The organism is Xenorhabdus sp. SGI240 (assembly GCF_040081915.1).
GTDB lineage: Bacteria > Pseudomonadota > Gammaproteobacteria > Enterobacterales > Enterobacteriaceae > Xenorhabdus > Xenorhabdus bakwenae.
Window position 1 is genome coordinate 1 of record NZ_JBEBMB010000007.1, and the last position, 23,242, is coordinate 23,242.

Annotated in this window: 17 protein-coding genes, 1 tRNA gene and 1 pseudogene; 8 read left to right on the top strand and 11 right to left on the bottom strand. The window is 48.6% G+C overall.

What is annotated here, in order from left to right; genetic code table 11:
- Positions 1–1,414, bottom strand: a 1,414-nt coding sequence (locus ABLA76_RS02875; RefSeq protein ID WP_348986787.1) for a CHC2 zinc finger domain-containing protein, incomplete at its 3' end; no start/stop codon positions are given.
- Positions 1,415–1,545: 131 nt separating this feature from the next.
- Here ABLA76_RS02875 and ABLA76_RS02880 point away from each other — a divergent pair.
- Together ABLA76_RS02880 and ABLA76_RS02885 are read left to right on the top strand one after the other, a co-directional pair.
- A complete protein-coding gene (locus tag ABLA76_RS02880; protein WP_348986846.1) occupies positions 1,546–1,887 on the top strand; it encodes a helix-turn-helix transcriptional regulator in 342 nt (113 codons plus the stop codon).
- Between the two features lie 83 nt (positions 1,888–1,970).
- Positions 1,971–2,291, top strand: a complete 321-nt coding sequence (locus ABLA76_RS02885) for a SymE family type I addiction module toxin (protein WP_348986788.1) — start codon at positions 1,971–1,973, stop codon at positions 2,289–2,291.
- Between the two features lie 95 nt (positions 2,292–2,386).
- On the opposite strand, the gene ABLA76_RS02890 is transcribed toward ABLA76_RS02885, so the two are convergent.
- The 8 genes from ABLA76_RS02890 to gloB all read right to left on the bottom strand — a co-directional run bounded on the left by ABLA76_RS02890 (position 2,387) and on the right by gloB (position 15,102).
- On the bottom strand, positions 2,387–2,776 hold the full coding sequence (locus tag ABLA76_RS02890; RefSeq protein WP_348986789.1) for an Imm50 family immunity protein: 390 nt from the start codon (positions 2,774–2,776) through the stop codon (positions 2,387–2,389).
- A 2-nt stretch (positions 2,777–2,778) separates the two neighbouring features.
- Entirely contained in the window at positions 2,779–7,359 is a 4,581-nt protein-coding gene (locus ABLA76_RS02895) for an RHS repeat-associated core domain-containing protein (RefSeq protein WP_348986790.1), read from the bottom strand.
- An 11-nt stretch (positions 7,360–7,370) separates the two neighbouring features.
- On the bottom strand, positions 7,371–7,727 hold the full coding sequence (locus tag ABLA76_RS02900; RefSeq protein ID WP_047768207.1) for a DUF4150 domain-containing protein: 357 nt from the start codon (positions 7,725–7,727) through the stop codon (positions 7,371–7,373).
- Positions 7,720–8,937 (bottom strand): DUF2169 domain-containing protein, encoded by a 1,218-nt coding sequence (locus ABLA76_RS02905; RefSeq protein WP_348986791.1) that lies wholly within the window; start codon positions 8,935–8,937, stop codon positions 7,720–7,722. Before ABLA76_RS02905 ends, ABLA76_RS02900 begins: the two co-directional genes overlap by 8 nt.
- A 14-nt stretch (positions 8,938–8,951) precedes the next feature.
- Positions 8,952–10,865 (bottom strand): type VI secretion system tip protein VgrG, encoded by a 1,914-nt coding sequence (locus ABLA76_RS02910; protein WP_348986847.1) that lies wholly within the window; start codon positions 10,863–10,865, stop codon positions 8,952–8,954.
- A gap of 1,339 nt (positions 10,866–12,204) precedes the next feature.
- Positions 12,205–12,750, bottom strand: coding sequence for a MepB family protein (locus ABLA76_RS02915; RefSeq protein WP_348986792.1), 546 nt, complete (start codon positions 12,748–12,750; stop codon positions 12,205–12,207).
- Between the two features lie 192 nt (positions 12,751–12,942).
- The gene (gene mltD, locus ABLA76_RS02920) at positions 12,943–14,274 is read right to left on the bottom strand and encodes a murein transglycosylase D (protein ID WP_348986793.1); all 1,332 of its coding nucleotides are present in this window, start codon (positions 14,272–14,274) and stop codon (positions 12,943–12,945) included.
- 72 nt (positions 14,275–14,346) lie between these two features.
- Positions 14,347–15,102 (bottom strand): hydroxyacylglutathione hydrolase, encoded by a 756-nt coding sequence (gene gloB, locus ABLA76_RS02925; protein WP_348986848.1) that lies wholly within the window; start codon positions 15,100–15,102, stop codon positions 14,347–14,349.
- A gap of 52 nt (positions 15,103–15,154) precedes the next feature.
- Here gloB and ABLA76_RS02930 point away from each other — a divergent pair, with 52 nt between their 5' ends.
- Entirely contained in the window at positions 15,155–15,883 is a 729-nt protein-coding gene (locus tag ABLA76_RS02930) for a methyltransferase domain-containing protein (protein WP_348986794.1), read from the top strand.
- On the opposite strand, the pseudogene rnhA reads toward ABLA76_RS02930, so the two are convergent.
- Positions 15,880–16,412: pseudogene (rnhA, locus tag ABLA76_RS02935) on the bottom strand (ribonuclease HI). The gene ABLA76_RS02930 and the pseudogene rnhA sit on opposite strands and share 4 nt — an antisense overlap.
- 1 nt (position 16,413) lies before the next feature.
- On the opposite strand from rnhA, the gene dnaQ reads away from it, so the two are divergent.
- Together dnaQ and ABLA76_RS02945 are read left to right on the top strand one after the other, a co-directional pair.
- Positions 16,414–17,163, top strand: a complete 750-nt coding sequence (dnaQ, locus tag ABLA76_RS02940) for a DNA polymerase III subunit epsilon (RefSeq protein WP_348986795.1) — start codon at positions 16,414–16,416, stop codon at positions 17,161–17,163.
- Positions 17,164–17,300: 137 nt separating this feature from the next.
- Positions 17,301–17,377, top strand: a tRNA-Asp gene (locus ABLA76_RS02945).
- A gap of 44 nt (positions 17,378–17,421) precedes the next feature.
- Here ABLA76_RS02945 and ABLA76_RS02950 read toward each other — a convergent pair.
- Entirely contained in the window at positions 17,422–17,973 is a 552-nt protein-coding gene (locus ABLA76_RS02950) for a GNAT family N-acetyltransferase (RefSeq protein WP_348986796.1), read from the bottom strand.
- Positions 17,974–18,684: 711 nt separating this feature from the next.
- Between ABLA76_RS02950 and tkt the strand changes: the two genes are divergently transcribed.
- From tkt to pgk, 3 genes are all read left to right on the top strand, one after another.
- Complete coding sequence (tkt, locus tag ABLA76_RS02955; RefSeq protein WP_348986797.1) at positions 18,685–20,679, top strand: transketolase; 1,995 nt, start codon at positions 18,685–18,687, stop codon at positions 20,677–20,679.
- 289 nt (positions 20,680–20,968) lie between these two features.
- Positions 20,969–21,988, top strand: coding sequence for an erythrose-4-phosphate dehydrogenase (epd, locus tag ABLA76_RS02960; RefSeq protein ID WP_348986798.1), 1,020 nt, complete (start codon positions 20,969–20,971; stop codon positions 21,986–21,988).
- A gap of 74 nt (positions 21,989–22,062) precedes the next feature.
- Positions 22,063–23,229, top strand: a complete 1,167-nt coding sequence (gene pgk / locus ABLA76_RS02965; protein WP_348986799.1) for a phosphoglycerate kinase — start codon at positions 22,063–22,065, stop codon at positions 23,227–23,229.
- Positions 23,230–23,242: the final 13 nt, after the last annotated feature.

The window sequence follows — 23,242 nt, forward strand, 5'->3', positions numbered from 1 at the left end:
GTCCCAGCTCAGTGGCGGCCAGTCGTGCATAACTCTGACGTGAGCGGGCGCTCATCAGATCAACGCCATCCGCGAACAACACCCCGCTTTGCCTGTCCAGCACCTGCACATTGAGTTTCATCGCCGCGGAACCTGCCTTTACTGATCCCATGCCGCGCAGACACCATTGCAGTGTGCCGACTGACACGAGCAGCTCGCCATGCTCACCCGACTCACAGACCACATTCGGCGTCACGCGGGGCGCCGGTTCGGCGGCGAAAGGGGAAGCGGGTTCGGGCACGGTGTCCGGCTCAGCCGTCTGGCGCTCAACCGCAACGATGCCGGCCACATCCTGCATCGGCATGGCACTCTCAATCAGCAGAGCAAAGGCGGTTTCGGGTTCCGCCATCTGACACAGATATTCATTGGCATCCCTGCCCGGCGGGAACACCACGCGCAGCGGTGTGATCCCTTTGGCAACCAGTGCTGACGCCAGTTTCACCGCCGCCTCATTGCCTGCGGTATCGTTATCAAAGGCGATCAGCACCTGCTTAATGTTGTGCTGTTCAAAGACCTGCCAGTGATCAGCGGTGACACCATGTACACCATAGGCCGCCGTGACATGGCGCTGCCCCGCGACCCAGAACGACATCGCATCAATGAGTGATTCACACAGGATAAGCGTTTTGGACGCACCCAGCGCCGCTTCATTCCAGACGCCGTGATGGGCCCCCGGCAGGTACAGATGGCGAACAACCGATGCCCGCAGATCATCACTGATCATGCGCCCGTACAGTTCGTGGATTTGCCCCTGTGCATCCATCACCGGCACAACCAATGAACCGCGCAGGTGCTCCCGCCCGTTCTCCCGTAGCACCCCAACAGCCTGTAAGCGGCGGCGGATCTCTGCCCCGGCCTTGTATTTGCTGGGCGGCAGGCGGTAAGCGAGGGTTCGGTTGGCAAAACCCAGCTTAAAATGACTGACCAGCTCAGGATGATTGAGCCGCCGTCTGGACAGATACGCCTGGGCTTCTGTCGCATTCAGCAGCGTATGGTGATAAAACTCAACCACCCGTGACAGCAACCCCTGTTGGCCGATGGCATCACTGGCCAGCTCTTCCGGCTGTACCAGCGGCTCAACCGCCGGATTGTGCCCCAGCATCGCCTTTAAGCGTTCGGCGGCATGGCGCAGGCTCAGATTTTCGGTTTTCATTACCCAGTCGATCACCGATCCGCCCGCACTGCAACCAAAACAGTGATAGAGATTCTTCGACGGAGTGATCACCATCGAGGGCGTTTTTTCTTCATGGAACGGGCACAGCACCGTCATATCTTTGCCGCGCTTAAACAACTGCCGTCCCTGCTGCTCAATGATGGCAACTAAGGAGACAGCGGATTTCAGGTGCTGTAATTCTGCGTCGGGAATGCGAGCCATATCTTAATCCTTTAAAACTGCGTCAAGATTCATATTGATGATATATATAGTCCCTTATATGATACTATCCGTCAAGCGATAAAAAAGGGAGGCTTATAGTGATGTCAGTTACAGCAACTTTGGAATTTCCTATGAGCTTTTCTGATAAATTAGCGGCTTCCCGTAAAGAGCTTGGTTTTACGCAACAACAGATGGCTGACAAGATTGGGATGCACGTTTCACAGTACAAGCGCTATGAGGCGGGCACTTCTCAGCCCACGATTGATGTATTCAGACGGATTGCATTAGCGTTGAATGTCAGTGCGGATATGCTTCTTTTCGAACCGGATGAACGTGGCCCTGATGATCGCCTTAAACTCCAGTTTGAAGCACTTTCGCAACTAGACGAGAAAGAGCGGGAAGCTGTTGAGACAGTGATTAGCAGCATTTTACATATGCACGATGCTAAACGCTGGACAGTGAAGAACAACTAAAGAAGAGACAGAGCTAACGCGGTATTGGGATGCTGAGAACATCCCGACACCGCTAACCACAACCAACTATCTAGGAGTTGAACATGGCTAAGGCGCATTCTAGGCAAAACCGTGCAGTAAATAAAGCGACGAAAACAGAACGTTATTACACCGTGGGATACGTGCCGCAAAATGACAAGGCCAAAGCCCCGCCCGCAATCCATCTTAAAGGCCAGTGGCTTAAGGCGGCTGGGTTTGATAAGGGTTGTACCCTGACCGTGAAGATTATGGATGGCTGTCTGGTGCTTATTCCTGACAGTGACGAGACCCGCACCATTAAGCAACAGTACCAGCGCCAGCAGGATCAGCTCAGTGAAATTAAGCTGAGAATGCGGGAACTGCTTGGCGACTACAATAGCAACTAAGGGCAGGGACTGAGCGGCTCTTAAAAAAGAAGAAAGCCGGAAGATCATGGGGATCTTTCCGGCTTTTTTTGTTCTGACTAACAATGAGTCAAATATTAATCCCACCTTTCATCTACATAGGGAGTAATACCGTCTATTGTCAAAAAATCTGCATTACACAATAAATAAAAATCTTTGTTGATTATTTCGATAGATGTAGAACTATCGGTGCTACTAATTTGAGGCGAACAAATAAAATTCACTTTATTTCCTTTGCTTTCAAATGAATTTATATTTGACATACTTAAAACTAAACTTATCGCATTAAACCCTTTTTCATCCCATTTTTTAGGATATACGAAAGGGGGTTTTTTACATATAAAACAAAGCTGTATCGATGAATGATGATGAAAGGTATAACTAATGAATTCAACATTATTTATGTCAAACTCATTATTAAACATATATTTTATTTGCTCATTTCTTATCGCATTACTAAACCACATAATTACTTCCCTATAGGAAAATTATAATGACCATGAGTACCAGGAACACTACCTGTATCCAATACTTGCCCAGTTATTTTATCAACTGGTCTAACATTAAAATGAGGTTCAGCTCCATGTAAAGGAGTTGCTTTTGCGTGCCCCAAACTATGTTCTTGAATAACTATTTCTGCACCGTTTTTATCTTTAAAGTGATATTGTCGAGTTTGAACTGGAGTACCATTAGCATTACGAACAGTACCCCCGAATCCGTCTCCCAAATCAACCCTTGAGGTTTTAAACGGATGCTGGCTATTTGGTATTCCTGCATCTCTTTTAGCTTCCCGTAATGCGTCTCGGCGGCTTGGCCCCTCATAAGTAGTTTTCTTGTTCTTAAGCAGCGCATCACAATCTTTACCCGCCAATCCAAAAGGATCAACCCAAGACAATGGATTATGCACATAGCCGTAAGGATTTACACCTCCTGCCAGCCCAATGGGGTCACTCGAGATATACTGCCCGGTCTCCGGCGAATAATACCTAAACCGATTGTAGTATAACCCGCTTTCCTCATCCTCATACTGGCCTAAAAACCGGAAGTTGCACTGAACATGGTGATCCGGATGATGGGACGGCACGCCGCCCCGGTTTTCGGCTTTGCCCCAGGTGCTCAGCCGCTGGTTCCAGATCAGTTCGCCCTGTTCATCCAGCAGCTCCCGCACCGTGCCCTGATGGTCGCTGATGGCGTAGTGCAGTTTGCCCCGCTCAACACGCGCCGCTGGCGTTAATGAACCGGGTTCATAGAGCCAGCGCACGCGTTTGTCTTCCCGCCTCGTGCCGTCCAGCTGGTACGGCACTTCCTCAATCAGTTGGTCCCCGCTCCACAGGTAATCGTAGCCACCCAGCGCTGCCGGATTTTCGGGCAGATCCGGTTTACCGTCCAGCCACAATTTTAAATTCGCCGAAGTGAGTTTTCCATCACGTTCTTTGATTTTACGAATTCGCCGGCCAAAAGGATCGTAGCAATACTGCCAGCGCGAGCCGTCCGGGGTTTCACAATGGGTAAGCTGGTTTTGCGTATCCCAGCGGTAACGCCAGACTTGAGGGCGGAAGCCGTCATATTGTTCAACTTTTTCGATTAACCGGCCGTTGTCATCATAACGATAATGTGTATCGCCCCGCTGCACCACCCGTCCGGCCTGCTGGCGTTGTGTGAACTGTTCCATCGCGCCCTGCGCATCGACCGGCAAATGTTGGCGCAGGTTGCCGTTGGTATCATAACTGAATTGCTCTTCATTTGAGCGGAATCCACTGAATTGGGTGTTCAGGATCTGGTCGTTGGTATTGTAACGATAACGGGTTTGCCCCCAGCGACTGTCGTCAATGACCAAAACGTTATGGGCACGGTCATATTGCCAGCTCCGGTTGACGGCAGTCGCCTGAGGCGGAAAGTGCGGATCGTTTTGTGACAGTGCTTCCTGGAAAAAAGCGCTGTCCCGCCCGGCTGACTGATGGGCTAGTAAGCCGGTTGCGGTGTAGCGGCTGGCGAGGATAAACCCGTTGGCACTTTCGCGCACCGTTTCCTGCCCCAGTGCATCGTGCCGGAGTGTCAACGGTGCATGCTGGCTGAACTGAAAATGATTGAGTGCCCCCGACAGCGGGTGATAGCCGAAGTGCAGGGTGTGACCATCCAGGCTTTCACTGACCGGGCGCCCCGTCAGGTTGTCCCATTCGCGGGTGATTGTCCGACCATTAATACGCTCACAGATCGGCAGGCCAGTGGTCTTGTCATACTCATATTCCACCACCGCATCGGCATTGGTGGCTTTCACCAGTTGATGCCGCTGGTTGTATTCGTAAGTGGTGGTGTCCTTCAGTACCGGTTGATTTTCTTCCGGCTGCCAGCTTTCCTGCCTGACCAGTAACCCCGCCGCCGAATAGTGCCAGCGGAGTTGCTGACCATCGGGGTATTGTACCTGTGTGCGACGTCCCAGTTTATCGTACTGATAATCAAGGGTGCGTCCGGTAAAATCGGTTTCGCGGATAATCTGCCCGGCCGCATCCCGTTCATAACGGTAAGTTTCGCCGGTGGAGGCCGTGACTGAATTTAAGCGGGTCAGGCGGTCATAGCCAAAACGCAGCGTCGTGCCATCCGGCCGGGTGACTTGCGTCAGCAGGTCAAATGCGCCGTAAGTGTAGCGTGTGGTGCGGCCTTCGCCGTCAGTCACCGCCACCACCCGCCGTTCACTGTCATAGGTCAGTTGCTGCGTGGTGCCATCCGGCAGTTCGACATCGGTCAGGCTGCCATTGAAGCTGGCATGGGTCTCGCTGTAACGGTAGCGGGTCTGTTGTTTCAGGGCATCGGTGAGTTGGCGCAGGCGACCCAGTTCATCCAGTTGTAAGCCGGTCGTCTGGCCGTCCGGCGTGATAACTGCGGCCAGCCGTTGTTGTTTATCGTAGGTATAGTGCCACTGGCGTCCATCCGGCAGCAGGCACTGGCGTAACTCCCCCTGTGTACCGTATTGGTATTCCTCCCTGTGCCCCAGTGGATTAATCAGCGCCGCCAGATTACCCTGCTCATCATAGTGGAATTGCCAGCGCTCGCCGGTCGGCAGAACACTTTCGATAAGCTGCCCCTGTTCGTCATAACCGTAAGCAAAAATTTCACCGGTTGACAGCTTTACTTCCGTCAGCGCACCATCCGGGTTGTAATCGAAGGTGGTAACATTGCCAGCGGGATCTTCTTCCCACAGTTTCTGGCTGTTGTGCCACTGGCGGCGGGTGATCCTGCCTAATGGATCAATTTCACGGAAAACCAGTCCATTGTGATCGTAATGGTGCTGCGTTTCCCCGCCCTCAGCATCCCGGTAGGTCGTGATACGCAACCGATCATCATAGTGAAAACTGTCACACCAGTAACCATGAGGCGTACTCGTTGTCAGCACCCGCCCGTGTTCATCATAAGTGAGGTTAACATCCGTCTGGTCGGTATCACGCCAGCGGGTCATCTGCCCCTGAACGTCATATTCATGCCACAGGTGATTGTGCTGGAAGGCATCACATTCATTGAGATAGCCTTGCGGATCATAATGACAGGTAACCAACCTCTGTTGTTTGTGCGGTTCAAGGTAATCGATGGTCTGGAGTTGCTGATCCTGATAACCCAGCACCAGGCGGAAACCATCAGTGCGCGTAACCTCAACTGGCTTTGATTGTTTATCGTAGATAAACTGGATAGCATTTTGGCGGCGATCGGTGATGGCAGACAGTTTGCGAATATTTCCAACGGAATGATTAAAATGGTAAATAAGCCGGGAGCGGCGATCGGTCAATTGCAGTTCGCCGTTCAATTCACCGGTCAGTACGTAATGAGGGATATGCTGGTTACGGGCGAGCACCGTGTTATCCGGTGTACTGAAATCATAGAGCACGCCGTCAGTATCGGTGAAATTCACTTTGCCCTCGGACAAGGCTAACTGGCATGACCAGTCATCCGCCCATTTCGGCCCAAACAGGCCGCTGTATTTGGCGGTGGAGCGATAGGTACGGGTCAGGGTAAGCGGCAATAATCCGGGAATGGCAAGCACTGGCCAGACTTGCAGGAAGTCGCCGGTGGCCATATCGACAGGCTCACCTTTTGTACTACACGTCCCGGTGCAACTCCCTTCCTTATTGCTGGACTGGTTGTCAACGGTCTCTTTTTCGGCATTTTTAGGTTTTTCAGGCGTGGGATTAGCCCTTTGCTGAGACTGGCCTTTGATTTTAGCCCCCGATGCTTCGGCGGCTTTGGCGGCCTCACTGTTTTTTGCCGCCATGACACCTGCTTCTGCGACTTTCGCGGCCTCACTGTTTTTTACCGCCCTTGCCCTTGCCCTTGCCCCTGCTTCTGCAACTTTCGCTATTTTGGGAGTTTTCGTCACTGAGCCGGCAGCCCCTGCGCCTTTTACCGGGCCAATAAGCATGGCAATATCAAATTCTGTACCGCCCACCCGTTGCCCTGGGGTATCCAGCGCCATTTTGTACTCATCCAGATTAAACTGGTTTGCATTCGTGCGGTTGGTATCCGCGACTTCGCCTATCATTTTAGCTTGCTTTTCGGCGTCACTATTGCCAAAGATTTTCCCCCAAAAAGCTAACGAATTTGCCGATTCGTCCATCTCACGGCTGGCGTTCAGCATACCACCCTGAACAGCCATTTCTGCCAGTCCAACGGCGGTATTACTGGCAGATTTGGCCACTCCTTTACTCTGCTCAATGGAGTCCCATCCGCTGGCGGTTGACAGATCTTGTTTGGTTTCTTTGGCTTTATCTACGACAGCGTTTCCCAACGCTTTTCCCATCGCTTTCAGGATTTCCCATCCCCCCATTTCGGGTTGATTTTCCGGTGTGAAAGCAGGATTCGCCTCATGAGGCGGATGAGCTGCCTGAGGTGCCTGCCCGACAATTTTCCCTATCGTGTTGCCTTCCCCCGTCGGGCTGTCATCCCGTACCTTTTGGGGTAACGGGGAGTTCGGTTTGGGCGGTTCAATAGGGGTATCAGGCGCTTTCGGGCTGGTCGATTCTTCTGCCTGAGTATCTGCACTGGCTTCGTTTTTTTCTGTCATGGTTTCCTTCCTTATGCCCCGTTCATCCAAAATTTATCCCCGTGGCGCAACACCAGTTTATTGCCGGCTCGCACCGTTTTGGTATGCTCCTGCGGATGGCATTTACCACCAACCGTGCCACTTTTAACACCGTTCGCTACACCGGGCTGGTCACCCATCGTGGTCGGCACAAAACTTTTGGCAAACACCACCACGGGCTGGCCGTTGGCACGCACAGAGGGAACAGGCGAGGAGCTGTCGGCCAGTTTCGCCACGACCGGGTAGGGGATCGGCGGCGTAGAAGAACCCATCGGGGTTTTGCACACATCCGGCAACATGCCGACAATCATCCAGTCACCTGCGGTACGGGCGGTGTAGTTATCAGCCATCTTTTTTCTCCTCTTCCCGTGGTGCCAGTTTGAGCAACGGCGCATCCGGGTTAATTTCAAACCGCGCTTCGGCGACCCGCACCGGCAAATCAGCCTTGAAACTCAGCCGGCCGGTCAGGTACAACGTTTTGGCATCACTATCGATAATAAGGGTGTCCGTGCGCATCGGCACCGGTAGCAACATGCCGTTGTGCATTCGCAGCAGGATAAACGGGCGGTGTCCCGGTAAGCGGATATGCAGCGTACCGTCGGGAGTCAGGTTGCTCAGGGTGAGCGTGATATCGGTCGCCGGCCAGTCAATCTGTTGGTCAGCCGGTGCGCCGTTCCAGTAGCCAAAATCAAAATCTTTCGGCAGATAAGGATGACGATGGGCCAACCAGTCATCATCGTAAGTGCCTGCCAATGCGCGGCGGGGCAGCCACGGGCGACCAATAAAGCCCATTCCCTGTGGCTGGCAGGTGAGTGTATCGGACGGTAACGTACCATTCAGTTGGGCCGTAAAATGCTCCGCAGTGAATGGTGCATCCGGCCGGGTAATACGGGGGGCCGGGTAATGGGTAAGCTGTTTAGCTTCGGCATACCACGGGATGATAAAACCGGTTCCCAGCGGATTGGTTTCGCAGGTGGCGTGGGCAAGTGGCGCTTTTTCACCGTCAGGATGCTGCTGGCGTTGTTCTGGGGTCAGACGGTCACTGTCCCTGATACGCTGGCTCGCTTCATCATTGGTGTAGATTTTGCATTCACCGCCAAAGGCGTAACGGTAATCCAGCGGCAGGGAAGTAAAGGGTTTCGGCTCACTCAGTTGCCAGTGACCACCGTCATCGCGGATAAATTCCCGTTCCCCGCTGACGGTGAGGGCTTTATCGAGCAAAGTTTGCCCTTGTTTGTTTTGCACCTGTAACCGCACCGGGAATTCAGTGCAGGGCTGGCCTTGCGGCGCATACGCTGTGCCGTTGACAATCACGTCACAGCGCGGTTTAAACGGGGCGAGGTCGCTTTCCTGCAACACCTGTGAAGCGTTCATCGTGCCGCGATATTCATCCTGTAAGCACAGTGGTGGCGCAGGCAACAGTTCAGCACTGTACTCCCCCTGTCCGGCAGGGATGAACTGGTAGCCGATTTTCATCACTGCGACATGATGTTCGGCGTCATCCACATCGAGCATCGAATAATTCATGACCGCAAACGGGGTCAGGTTACGAAATTCCATCTCAGGGTGTCCTTTTAGTTCAGATCGATATCTTTACCGGTGATTTGTACTGCCCCGCTGGCCTCAAATTTGAACTCACTGCCCTGTATTGTGATTTTGCCGGCACTGTCCATGCGCAGGACACTCGCGCCGCAGCGCAGTTCAATCACATCCCCGGCCGTGATGGAGAGGGTATTGCTGACGTTGACCTGCTTGTGCGTCCCGACCGTGATAATGTAGTCCTTGCCTGTGGTGAGTTTGCGCACTTCCTGCACCGTTTCCGTGCTGTTCAGGGTGACGGTCTCCGCTTTGTTCTCATGGATCTCGATGGTCTGGTTTTTCTCCACCGTTTCGCTGTGGTTGGCGAGCACATGGGTATCGCGGTTATTGAGTACCAGAGTCGTCATGTCTTTTTGTGCATGAAGCGACAACCGTTCACTGCCTTTCGCATCCTCAAACAGCAGTTCGTTGTAACCCTCGCCTTTATGGGTTTTGGAGCGGAAGGCCATCTGGGTTTTGCTGCCCGGTAAGGCACCCGGCGGAAGGTTGCTGGCATGGTAGGTGCGACCGGTGACGATAGGTTGATCCGGGTCGCCGTGCAAGAAATCCACCACCACTTCCTGCCCGATACGCGGGATAGCCAGCATCCCCCAGCCTTGCCCCGCCCACGGTTGGGTGACGCGGATCCAGCAGGAGCTTTGGTCATCACTCTTGCCATAGCGATCCCACGGGAATTGCAGGCGCACCCGCCCGTACTGGTCACAGAATATTTCTTCGCCGGCCGGCCCCACTACCTTGGCGATTTGCGGGCCATCGATGACGGGTTTGGGTAACGGCGCCGGGCGCCAGTGCTGGTTCTGGCGGATAAAGTAGAAGTGGCTGTTCAGCGTGGTGCCGTCGCCTGCGCTGCCCGTTTCCAGTGCCTGCGGCTGGCTGCCGCTGTGGCGGGTGGAGACGGTCTGCCATGATTGGTTCAGGTCTAAGCGGGGATGATTATCGAGGATGAACAGTCTGCCCGGTTGCAGGGCTATCGCATTGCCGCTGCCTTCTCCGGTCATGGCGTTGCTACGCAGCGCTTCAAGACGGTAGCGGGTGAAGGCCTTGCCGTGCGCCTCATCCTTGAAACGCCCCGGATAATCGTAGTGTTCGTAGTAGAGCTGTTGCAGGTTTTCGTCCCGTATCTGCTGATGAAATTCGGCTGGCCATGCGGGATTTTTGAAGGTGTAATCCTTAAGTTGCACTTGAGCCGGACGCACCTGGGCGCTGTGGGTCAGGCTGCTGACCGCCGGTTCACCCAGCGTGCTGCCCTCGCCCGGTTGATAGGGCAGGCGGATGCCCGGTGGCACCGAGCCGCAGTCATCGGCAAACACCAGCGTGTTACGCCCGTTGCTGCATTCGAAGAAGTAGAAAATCCCCTCTTCCGCCGTCAGCCGTTGCAGGAAATTGAAGTCACTTTCCTGGTACTGTACGCAGAATTCGCGCTCCGGGTGCGGGTGGCGCAGGTTGAACACCACGTCGCGGATGCTGTGCTCTTTGAGGATATTGGTGATGATGCCGGTGATATTGAGTTGCTGGAAGATACGCGAGTTCTGGCGCAGGGTGGTGCGCCACAGGTCGGGGCGGATGCTCATCCGGTAGGTGGTCTGGTGCAGGCCGGTGTTGCCTTGCTCAAAGCGGGTGACGATGCCCGTGACGCTGCGCTGTTCAACACCATTGAGCAGGACAGTGAGCGTTGCCGTGCGGTCAAGCACCAGCGGAAAGTCAATGGCGGAGTCGGCACTGGCCAGCCCCACTTCCAGCAGGAATGGGCGCGAGAAATGTTCGTCCAGACTGAAATCGGTGACGACAAAGGTTTGCGCCGGTAATCTGCCCGCCGTCAGGGTGAACAGCAGGCCGCTGGGGTCGGCTCCACCGCCCAGCCCCAGTATTTGGCCCAGTTGTTGCAGGATTTTTTCTGCCCCCAGATTACCCGCCACGGCTTTGGCGGCCAGCCCCGGCGCACCGAGTGCTTTGCTGGTCCCGCTGGCAAAACCCCCGCCGGGGAGCAGGCTGCCAGTACTGAGACTACCGAGTGATTTACCTGCCCCGCCGGCAAAGCCGCCGCCGCTGATCAGGCTGCCGGCACTGAGACCTTTGAGAACTTTGCCTGCCCCGCCAGCAAAGCCGCCACCGCTGATCAGGCTGTCGGCACTGAGACCCCCGAGTGCTTTGCCTGCCCCGCCGGCAAAGCCGCCCCCGTTGATCAGGCTGTCAGTACTGAGACCGCCAAGTGCTTTGCCCGCTCCGCCTGTCAATCCGACCTTGCCGGCAATTCCGCTCACAGAATCGAGCATAGTGGCGGCTTTGCCCACCCCATCCGGTAATCCGACTTTGCCGGCTATTCCTGTGACGGAACGGAGGAGATCGCTGGCGTTACCGCCTGCATCCGCTAACCGTTCTTTAGCCTGTTTTGTTATTGCGTCCTGTCCCTGTTCTAACAGCGTTTTTCCTGCCTGCAATGTTGTGAGGGGCTTTTTCTCTTTCTCTGACACGGTCTGTCTCCCTGAAGTCATGCCGATGGAATATAAAATGGCAATGGGCTTAACAGGCACATCGCCATATTCGGCAGGAAAGAGCTTATTCTGCGCACCTGCTTTTTCAGTCTGACAATAAGCTGAAAATAGGGCGCTTCCTGTTTTGAATAAGGCAGAAATGTCCGGTTAAGCCAGAATGATTTGTTCCGTTCGTGATAAAAAAATCTGCCGGAAATAATAAGGAATGGACAATTAAAAACCAAATAAAATCAAGTGGAGAAAAAAGGCGCTTTGTACAATCACAGCGTAAAAAGTTAAAAACATTGCCGTTGTAAAATAAATTTTCGCAAGATTCACTCTGGTGAGTGCATCATGCTGCGTGATTTCGTGCCAAAATCGAGGGGGTTTCTGTAACATGATGAATTATAAATAAAAAAATTAGGTCTAGTTTTTAGAATAACCCTGATCATTTCTATTTTGTGAGCTTATTCACAAAAAAGGTTATTTTGGAAAAAGATTTTGGCGAATTCAACGGCAAAGGGCATCACTCCAATAACTATCCCAATCCAACTTCAAGATGCGTGTTATATTTTCCCGCGCAGCGGGGAAATATAAGGCCTCGCGTCGTCTTGCGGATTGCAACTTGAAGTTTATCGAGTATAAACCTTATCTTTGATGAAGTGTTAAAGATCAATTTAAACACTTGTTATTAGTTTTCAGGAATTAACATACCCCTGATTGTAAGGATTAAACAAGTTATAATAACTCAAATTAATTATTTTTTGTTATTATAATTTGAGAAGGTTTTCTTAAATTGCTCAATGGCAGAATCCTGATTATCGAAACTTATAAAATAGGAAGATTGCCATTTTTGTGTTTGCATTGCTTGTTTTGATGCAGGGAATACCCATTCAGGATAGACCCGAATACCTCTTTTACCTGCTTTAGTTTGACTTGAGAAAATCCCTTGTTTTATCAAAATATGTGAGTCAAACAGAAAAAGACCTTTTCGATGTTCCGAAAAAGTCGCTATTAGACAAAAATCAATACCATCACTTTTTTCAAAAGGCATTATTTCTGCATCTGGCGTCGGCCTTTTCCAAAGAGTGACAAATTGCCCTTGTTTATTCGGCGTTGTTTTAGCTTGACGAAAAACTATCGATTTACCATCCAGTTGAAAACGCATAGCACTATAATCACGGCTTTCTGTTTCGAGGCAGGGAGTGGACGTTAATTTGTACTCAAAAGGAAATAGAAGATACTTCTTTATTTCAATAAAGGAATTGGGTTGATTATTTATATTTTGTTTTAATGATGACAATTTGTACTTCCTTTCTCTTCTTTATGGTATATACCAATCCAACTTTAAGATGCGTGTTATATTTCCCCGCTGCGCGGGGAAATATAAGGCCTCGCGTCGTCTTGCGGATTGCAACTTGAAGTTTATCGAGTATATAAAATAAACTCCCTATCCAAAAGGAAGGGAGTTATGTATTGGCGAGAATAAGATTATTTATTCAAGATAAAGTGTCAAAGCCATACCTGGTTTTATCTCTCTGACTTTGATGTTTTTATTCCAATTGATCAAATCATTAAGATTTACACCATGACGTTTGGCGATGCTGAAAAATGAATCACCTTTGCGCACTTGATAGGTGACTGGGTTGCTGTTATCGATTTTCAGCACTTGCCCGATCTTGAGCCGATCAGCCGTTTTTATGCTGTTCAGTCTTTGTAACTCTCGGTGAGTGGTCTTGAAGCGCTTTGCAATCGCTGACAATGTATCTCCGGCACGAACGGTATAATGACTTTGTTGCTGTAATTTGTAGGTATTGTGTTTAACCGCCAGGTTGATGTCATTCAAGACGTTTTTATTTGCCAGGGACGCCTTAAATTGATTAACGTTCTTCCTTGGTAGCATGATGTAATGCGGTCCATAAGGAGACGTCATACCTTGTTTATAGCCCGGGTTATATGCCCTGATTGATGTCAATGATAGCCCAGATAGTTCGGCCGCTTGTGACAACATGATCTGTTGCCCTACTTCAACCTTTGCCAAAGCGTGTTGGTTGTCAGGCTTAGGAAGTTTGAAACCAAACTGTTCGTTATGGCGAATGATATTACTCAGAGCCAATATCTTGGGAACATAGTGCATTGTTTCCCGTGGCAGTGACAGCGACCAGAAATCTGTTGGTTTTCCTTGTGCTTTATTGTCTTTGATTGCACGTATAACCCTGCCTTCGCCACTGTTGTAAGCGGCAATGGTCAAAAGCCAATCCCCATTGAATCGTGTGTTGAGATATTCAAGCATATCAAGAGCAACGGTTGTTGATGCCGCAATGTCACGGCGGGCATCGTACCATTTATCTTGTTTCAGGCCATAATGACGGCCAGTACTTGGGATAATCTGCCATAATCCTGCCGCCTTGGCGTAGGAAGTCGCATGGGGGTCAAAGGCACTCTCCACGATGGGCAGCAATACCAGCTCCATTGGCATATGTCGATTATCAAGCTGCTCAACTATCCAATAAATGTACGGTTCTGCACGCAATATTACATTTTGGATATGGCCTTTGTGTTTCAAATAGTAACTTTGTTGTTCGCTCACCCTGCTATTATCAGGAATTTCCATCTTCAACTCATCGCGAATATGTCCCCACAAATCTTGTTGGGCTGTCGGACTCACCTTCCAGTTTGCAGGATCATCTGATTCTGCAATACCGTTTGCTTTCTGATTCGTTGAAGACATCTTCTGTGCTTGTTGCTGGGAAGGAGCCTCTGTTTGCAGACTCGATTGACACCCAGCAAGAAGAACAGAGGTGAACAAGATCGTTTTTGTCTTCATGTTCTTTTCTAATGCCTGCCTAAAAGGTGAGCAATAATACTGGCCTATTACGTGGAAGACAACCCAATAAAATTAAAATCGATCTTTATAAGCCCTTAATCGCTGAAAAATAGAAGAAAGTGGCGTTGAATTAGGTTTGATACCGATATTTTTTTGTAAATCAATATCGTGGCAATTTAAGAAAACATTGATTTTTTTCTCTGTTTGTAAATCTGTTGGGATTGTTGCTTGGTTATTTTCACGTAATTTAAGCGTTTCTTGATAATAATCGTGAATAATCTGATTGTCAGGTAATACTGTTTTTGCAAATTTCATATTCGCCGCCGTGTATTCGTGAGCACAGCAGATCAACGTATCATTGGGTAATGATGAAATTTTTTCCAGAGAGGAAAACATTTGTTTGGCTGTACCTTCAAACAGTCGTCCACAGCCGCCAGAAAACAGCGTATCTCCACAAAACAGATAGGGAGCCTGATAGAATGCAATGTGACCAAGTGTATGTCCTGGTAGTGCTATGATCCGGAAAGAAAAATTTCCTATTTCAACGGTGTTCTCTTCATGGACAATCTGAGTAGCTCCTTTGTTTTGTGTCTCCTCAGAGCCATATACAGGTAATTCAGGGTATTGTTTGAGTAGCCCGGGAACACCGCCAACGTGATCATAATGGTGGTGTGTCAGTAGAATCGCAGCCGGAATAAGTTGATTTGCTGCTAGAATATCAATCACAGGTCGTGATTCAGCAGGATCGATAATGGCACAATGTTTGTTTTCATCACAAAGTAACCAAATGTAGTTATCTGAAAGGGCGGGTATCCTGATAAGCTCCATTATATGCCTCATTTTTATAGTAGGTTTATAAGTAGGTTGAAAGGAAGATGACATGCGATCAGCACGTTCAATTAAGCAAATAGCCCTCCCTGCTTCTTGGGCCGCATTACCGTGGGGAGAATATTACCGCGTCGCTCTGGAACGTCAATTGGAACCGTGGTGGCCCAAAATCTTTGGTTTTCATTTAGTGAAAATCGGCAACTTAAGTGCCGAAATTGATACTCGTTCCTGTTTGGTCAGCCATCAAGTCAATATAGGGTTACAAGGGCAAAATATGAATGTCATTACTGATCCCTGTTACCTCCCTTTTGCAACTAAATCTGTCGATGCTTGTTTGTTGGCGCATATGTTGACTTATAGTATTGATCCACATTGGCTTTTGAGAGAAGTCGATAGGATCATGATAGATGATGGTTGGTTGGTTATCAGTGGTTTTAATCCAATGAGTATATTAGGTTTCAAGAAAATGATTGCTCCGGTATATCGTCGGCAATCTTGCAAAGCTCAAATGTTTTCAACGCTGCGTCAATTGGATTGGCTGCGTCTTCTTAATTATGAAGTTATCCATCATGCCAACTTCCATGTTTTACCGTGGCAAAGCGGAACGCGTTTTGATAACTCCTGCATGTCAATATTGGGTTGTCTGAATGTAATTATTGCCCGCAAACGGACAATACCGTTGACATTAAACCCCATGCGGGCAACATTGATGAAACCAAGATTCAGTAATGCACTGGGGGCGGCGAAAAATATTCACCGACACGATGAGTGGGAGGGTTAATTTTCGCTTTCGATATAGCCATCATCCGTTTGAGTAGGGTTATTCGCGGCTGTGCGAGCCAGCTCATCACACCGTTCATTTTCCCGATGTCCGGCGTGGCCTTTGACCCAGCGCCAATCAATGTCATGCCGCGAGATAGTTTTATCGAGCCGCTGCCAGAGATCGACATTGACGACGGGAGATTTGTCTGCTTTTTTCCAGCCGCGTTTTTTCCAGTTATGGATCCATTGAGTGATCCCTTGACGCACATATTGGCTGTCTGTCGTCAAGATTACGGTACAGGGACGTTTGAGCGCTTCCAATCCTATTATGGCTGCCATTAATTCCATGCGGTTATTGGTTGTGTGAAAATAACCGCCACTCAACGTTTTTTCTTGCTGTTGGTAGCGGAGTAAAACGCCATATCCGCCAGGACCAGGATTGCCGAGGCAAGAACCATCGGTGAAAATTTCTACCTGTTTGTTCATTTTTGGTAGACTCTTCCTATATTATCTTTAATCAAAAATCTAAGTCTGACACAAAAAAACATTATGAGCACTGCTATTACCCGCCAAATAGTCCTCGATACCGAAACAACCGGTATGAACAAGTTAGGTGTTCACTATGAGGGACACAACATCATTGAAATTGGTGCCGTGGAGGTTATCAATCGTCGTCTGACAGGACGCCATTTTCATATTTATATCAAGCCAGAACGCTTAGTTGATCCCGAAGCGTTTGAAGTTCACGGTATCAGTGATGAATTTTTGCAGGATAAACCGAAATTTGCTGATATCGCTGATGAATTTATTGAGTTTATCCGTGGTGCTGAGTTGATTATTCATAACGCAACGTTTGATATCGGCTTTATGGATTATGAATTCAGTAAATTGAATCGAGATATTCCACCCACTGCAGAGTTTTGTACCATTACAGATAGTTTGGTATTGGCGAGGAAACTTTTCCCTGGTAAACGTAATAATCTCGATGCGTTATGTGACCGTTACCATATCGATAATTCAAAACGTACTCTCCACGGGGCATTACTCGATGCCGAAATTCTGGCTGATGTTTATCTGTCAATGACAGGTGGTCAGACATCATTGGCTTTTTCGATGGAAGGAGAAACGTCAGGCAGTACGCAGGTTGCAGAAATCCAAAAGATTACTCGCCCACAGGCAGGGCTGAAAATTGTTTATGCTTCCGATGAAGAATTAATTCAGCATGAATCTCGTTTGGATTTGGTGGAAAAGAAGGGGGGAAGCTGTCTTTGGCGTATAAAACCTGAGCAGATACATTGATAAACTGCGGCAAAATGGTGGTAAATGCATAGTTGAGGCTAAAAAACGTGCAAGCAAACTATTTTGTTATAAAAAGCGATTGACGGATTTTATCGTAACCCGTATTATCCACCCCGTTCTCAACCAGAACACCACGCGGTGCGGTAGTTCAGTTGGTTAGAATACCGGCCTGTCACGCCGGGGGTCGCGGGTTCGAGTCCCGTCCGCACCGCCAGAATTTATAAGCCCTGAGTTTTTGACTCGGGGCTTTTTGTTTTTTTACAGAACATCTTCAATCCATTTATAAAAATACGTTGTCCCTGAAAATTCTCCGTTGGAATCGATGACAAAATTGGGGATCTGCCCGACTTCAATAAAACCACATTTTCGATACAGTGTAGAAGCTGGATCGTAAGTGCGGGTGTCCAATACCAGTAAATGACGTTGATATTGTTTCGCCAGGCGCTCAAGTTCATTCATCAACTTTCTACCAAGCCCACGCTGGCGGTAAGCGGTATGTACCATCAGTTTTTCCACGTCGGCACGGTGCAGTCCATTCTTTTTCTTGCAGAGGGAAAGTTGCACTGAACCTGCGATATTTTCACCTTCCGGTGCGACAAGGAGTATTCGATGACCTGATATAAGATCTGCTTCGACATCTTGCCAATATTGTTCTGCTTCGTTTTCTTTCAATGGCGCAATAAAGCCGATAGAGGCATTACTTTCGACACAATTATGTAGTAATTGGATCAGCTCATCGCGTTTTGTATTGATGGAATCTAATTGTATGATGGCTGGAGTTAATATTGAATCAGGTATAGGTTTTGTCATTTGTTATTGATTTTAGAGTAAGAGGTAGTTAAATACCGTACAATAATATTTTTTCCATGTATATGAAAATAAATGAATATGTCAATAATAAAATGAAGCAGAACTGTTGAAATAATTTTATCTTAATCTGTTTTTCCCTTATTTTTTTCGAAACAATTGGCTGTTGAAATCGCATTGGCTACGATTTACTCGAACTTATCCAGTAATCAAAATGTATACCAATCTAACTTCAAGATGCGTGTGATTTCATATAGTGTTGTAAATTGCAACTTGAAGTTTAATGCGTATATTACAAATGAATTTCGTTTTTTATGATGAAATTATCAAAACTACTGTTCTTTGAAGTCAGTAAACGTTCGGAATTACAGGATGTTATTACTTTTGCATCATAAGCCCAATTGGGCCGAAAAACTCGCCTTTTTGACCTTGATTAACCTATTGAGTATCGTGTCTAATACGTAGTTTTTTATTGCGCAAGTCACGCTGGGAAATCATTCCTTATTTGCGCAATAACACCTTCAGTTGTCCGCTTTATCTCGATAGGGCACCAAAACAACGAGGTAAATCAAAGAATTATTGTCAAGGAGAAATTAAGATAGTTCTCCTTATCATCTGGCATTAATTTCTGGTATTAATGATTGCGGTTTGTATGCTGCGCTGCGAAAATTAGTTCTTAGTTCACTAACGCTTTTATCCGACTTGGAGTAAAGAATGACCACTCGTAAAACCCTTGCTAATGCTATCCGCTTCTTGAGCATGGACGCTGTGCAGAAAGCAAAATCAGGGCATCCTGGCGCACCAATGGGAATGGCTGATATTGCCGAAGTGCTGTGGCGTGATTATTTAAACCATAACCCTTCTCATCCTGGCTGGGTTGATCGTGACCGTTTCGTGTTATCCAATGGCCACGGCTCCATGCTGATATACAGTCTTCTGCACTTGACGGGTTATGATGTTTCTATTGACGATTTGAAGAATTTCCGTCAACTACACTCTAAAACTCCAGGCCACCCAGAATATGGCTATACTCCGGGCGTAGAAACTACGACTGGCCCATTGGGACAGGGTATTGCCAATGCAGTCGGTTTTGCGATTGCAGAACGCACACTGGCAGCGCAGTTCAATCGTCCGGGGCATGATATCGTCGATCACTATACTTATGTATTCATGGGTGACGGCTGTATGATGGAAGGCATCTCCCATGAAGTTTGCTCTTTGGCGGGTACACTGAAACTGGGCAAATTGATCGCATTCTATGATGACAACGGCATTTCTATCGATGGTGAGGTAGAAGGTTGGTTCACCGATGATACCGCAGCACGTTTTGAAGCCTATGGCTGGCATGTTATCCGTGGCGTAGACGGCCATGATTCTGACGCGATTGCGGCGGCTATTGAAGCCGCCCGTAAAGAGACAGGCAAGCCATCCCTGTTGATGTGCAAAACCATCATCGGCTTTGGCTCACCAAACAAAGCAGGCAAAGAAGAATGTCACGGTGCCCCGCTGGGGGATGCTGAAATTGAAGCAACCCGTAAGGCACTGGGGTGGGAATATCCTGCGTTTGACATTCCTCAGGGCATTTACGCTGGCTGGAACGCCCAGGAAGCAGGCAAGGTTAAAGAAGCCACTTGGGAAGAGAAATTTGCTGCCTATGCACACGCTTATCCAGAACTGGCTGCTGAATTTAACCGGCGTACCCGCAGTGAGTTGCCAGCGAACTGGGAAGCTGAGTCCAAGGCATTCATTGAAAAGCTGCAACAGAACCCGGCTTCTATTGCGAGTCGTAAGGCATCACAAAATGCACTGGAAGCCTTCGGTAAAGTTCTGCCAGAATTCATGGGTGGCTCTGCTGACTTAGCACCAAGTAATCTGACCATATGGTCTGGTTCTAAGCCTTTGAACGATGTGCAGGACGGTAATTACATTCACTATGGTGTGCGTGAATTCGGTATGTCTGCCATCATGAACGGTATTGCATTACATGGTGGTTTTGTGCCTTATGGCGCAACATTCCTGATGTTCGTGGAATATGCCCGTAATGCTGTACGCATGGCGGCTTTGATGAAAGTGCGTAGCATCTTCGTTTATACCCACGATTCCATCGGGCTGGGTGAAGATGGCCCAACTCACCAACCCGTCGAACAAATTGCCAGCCTGCGCGTAACGCCAAATATGAGCACATGGCGTCCATGTGACCAGGTTGAATCTGCGGTGGCATGGAAATATGCCATTGAGCGCAAAGATGGTCCAACTGCATTGATCTTCTCCCGTCAAAACCTGGCACAACAGGATCGTACTACTGAGCAATTAGCGAATATCGAGAAAGGGGCTTACATCCTGAAAGATTGTGCAGGCCAGCCTGAGTTGATCCTGATTGCTACGGGTTCCGAAGTGGAATTGGCGGTGAAAGCGGCTGAGCAACTGACCGCTGAAGGTCGTCAGGTTCGTGTGGTTTCTATGCCATCAACCGATGCTTTCGATAAGCAAGATGCAGCATATCGTGAAGCCGTATTACCAGCGGCCGTTTCTGCCCGTGTTGCCATCGAAGCGGGTATCTCTGATTACTGGTTCAAATATGTTGGTATCAATGGTGCTATCGTCGGTATGAATACTTTCGGTGAATCTGCACCTGCTGATATTCTGTTCAAAGAATTTGGCTTCACGGTTGAAAATGTAGTAGCCAAGGCAACGAATTTGTTGAAATAACCGGCAAATAACCCATATTAAGCGCATTCGTATCAATTTTAGAGCGAATGCGCTCTTTTTTTGTTCGATTTTTCCTCCATCATGTGACGAATGACGCTTGCCATCACTCTTGTTTTCTCGTAATCTGCTTCTATAGTGGCTGAACCGTTTCAGTTAACTGTGTGATTTAGTTTATAAAATGTCTTGTATGTCACAATCTGGTTAATTTTGTGATGAATTATCAGTACAAGCAGACATTGCTCAGTTATCCTAAGCGGTTGCGTAACTACAGAGAAATTCAGGGAGTAACATGACTATCAGGGTAGCGATTAACGGTTTCGGGAGAGTTGGGCGCAGCGTGTTGCGTGCTCTTTACGAATCCGGGCGTCAAGCTGAAATTTCAGTGATCGCTATCAATGAGTTGGCAGATGCACAAGGCATTGCTCACTTATTGAAATACGATTCCAGTCATGGGCGTTTTGCATGGGATGTACGCCTGAATAATGATTTACTGCAAGTAGGAGAAAACAGTATTCGGTTGTTTCATCAACCGAATATCTCAGCCCTGCCGTGGAAAGCGCTGGATATTGATATTGTACTTGACTGCACGGGTAAATATGGCGAGCGGGCAGACGGAGAGTCTCATCTCGCGAGTGGGGCTAAAAAAGTCCTGTTTTCACATCCAGGGGGAAATAATCTGGATGCGACCGTGGTATATGGTGTCAATCACCATTCATTGGTTGCCGAAGATCGTATTGTTTCTAATGCATCCTGTACAACAAACTGCATTATTCCAATCATCAAAGTGTTGGATGATGCGTTCAATATTGAATCAGGTACGGTGACAACCATCCACGCATCAATGAATGATCAACCCGTGATTGATGCTTATCACTGTGATTTACGTCGAACCCGGGCGGCTAGTCAATCCATTATTCCTGTTGATACAAAACTGGCTGCGGGGATCACACGTGTTTTTCCTAAATTCAATGATCGGTTTGAGGCGATTTCTGTTCGGGTGCCCACTATCAATGTGACGGCCATTGATTTAAGTGTCACCGTCCGCTCGGCAGTGAATGTTGAAGATGTGAACCAGATCCTGCAAAAATCAGCGGTCAGGGAGTTTCGTGGTATAGTGAATTACACGGATTTGCCGTTAGTTTCAACGGATTTTAACCACGATCCCCACAGTGCTATTGTGGATGGCACACAAACGAGGGTGAGCGGGAAACACCTGATTAAAACCCTGATGTGGTGTGACAATGAGTGGGGCTTTGCCAATCGTATGATTGATACGACGCTGGCAATGGCCGCAACCGGTTTCAAATAATCATTTGTTGTGTCACAAACGGCACACAGCAGAAGATTGAGTAATTTTATAAAGAATCAATGAGAGGATTCACCATGTCTGTAATTAAGATGACTGATTTAGATCTGGCGGGTAAACGTGTCTTGATCCGTTCTGATCTGAATGTGCCTGTAAAAGATGGCAAAGTTACCTCTGATGCACGTATCCGTGCATCTTTGCCGACGATTGAGGCTGCGTTGAGTCAGGGAGCCAAGGTCATGGTTACTTCTCACCTGGGACGTCCGACTGAGGGGGAATACAACGAAGCGTTCTCACTGCAACCTGTCGTTGATTATCTGAAAGAAGCACTTTCTTCTCCTGTTCGTCTGGAAAAAAACTATCTGGATGGTGTTGACGTGGCAGAAGGCGAACTCGTTGTTCTGGAAAACGTTCGCTTCAACAAAGGTGAGAAAAAAGACGATGAAATGTTGTCGAAGCAGTATTCTGCACTGTGTGATGTGTATGTAATGGATGCTTTTGGTACTGCACATCGTGCTCAGGCATCCACTCACGGCGTTGCCAAGTTTGCTCCAATTGCTTGTGCTGGTCCGCTGCTGTCTGGTGAGCTGGAAGCTTTGGGTAAGGCACTGCACAATCCTGCTCGTCCAATGGTGGCGATTGTGGGTGGCTCTAAGGTTTCAACCAAACTGACTGTTCTTGATTCACTGACCAAAATTGCCGATCAGCTGATCGTCGGTGGTGGGATTGCCAATACGTTTGTTGCCGCAGAAGGGCATAATGTTGGCCGTTCACTGTACGAAGATGATTTGATTCCTGAAGCGAAAAAACTGATGGAAAGCTGTGACATCCCGGTTCCTACCGATGTTCGTGTTGCGACAGAATTCTCTGAGACCGCGCAAGCGACGCTGAAATCGACCAGCGAAATTAAAGATGAAGAGCAGATCCTTGACCTGGGTGATGCTTCTGCCGAACGTCTGGCTGAAATCCTGAAAAGCGCCAGGACCATTTTGTGGAATGGCCCGGTCGGTGTGTTTGAATTCCCTAACTTCCGTAAAGGAACCGAAATTATCGCCCGTGCAATTGCTGAAAGTGATGCTTTCTCAATCGCAGGTGGCGGTGATACCTTGGCGGCAATCGATCTGTTCGAAATTGCTGACAAGATCTCTTACATCTCTACTGGTGGTGGTGCTTTCCTTGAGTTCGTTGAAGGCAAAAAACTGCCAGCCGTTGTGATGCTGGAAGAACGTGCTAAAAGTAATTAAGTTGTGATAACAG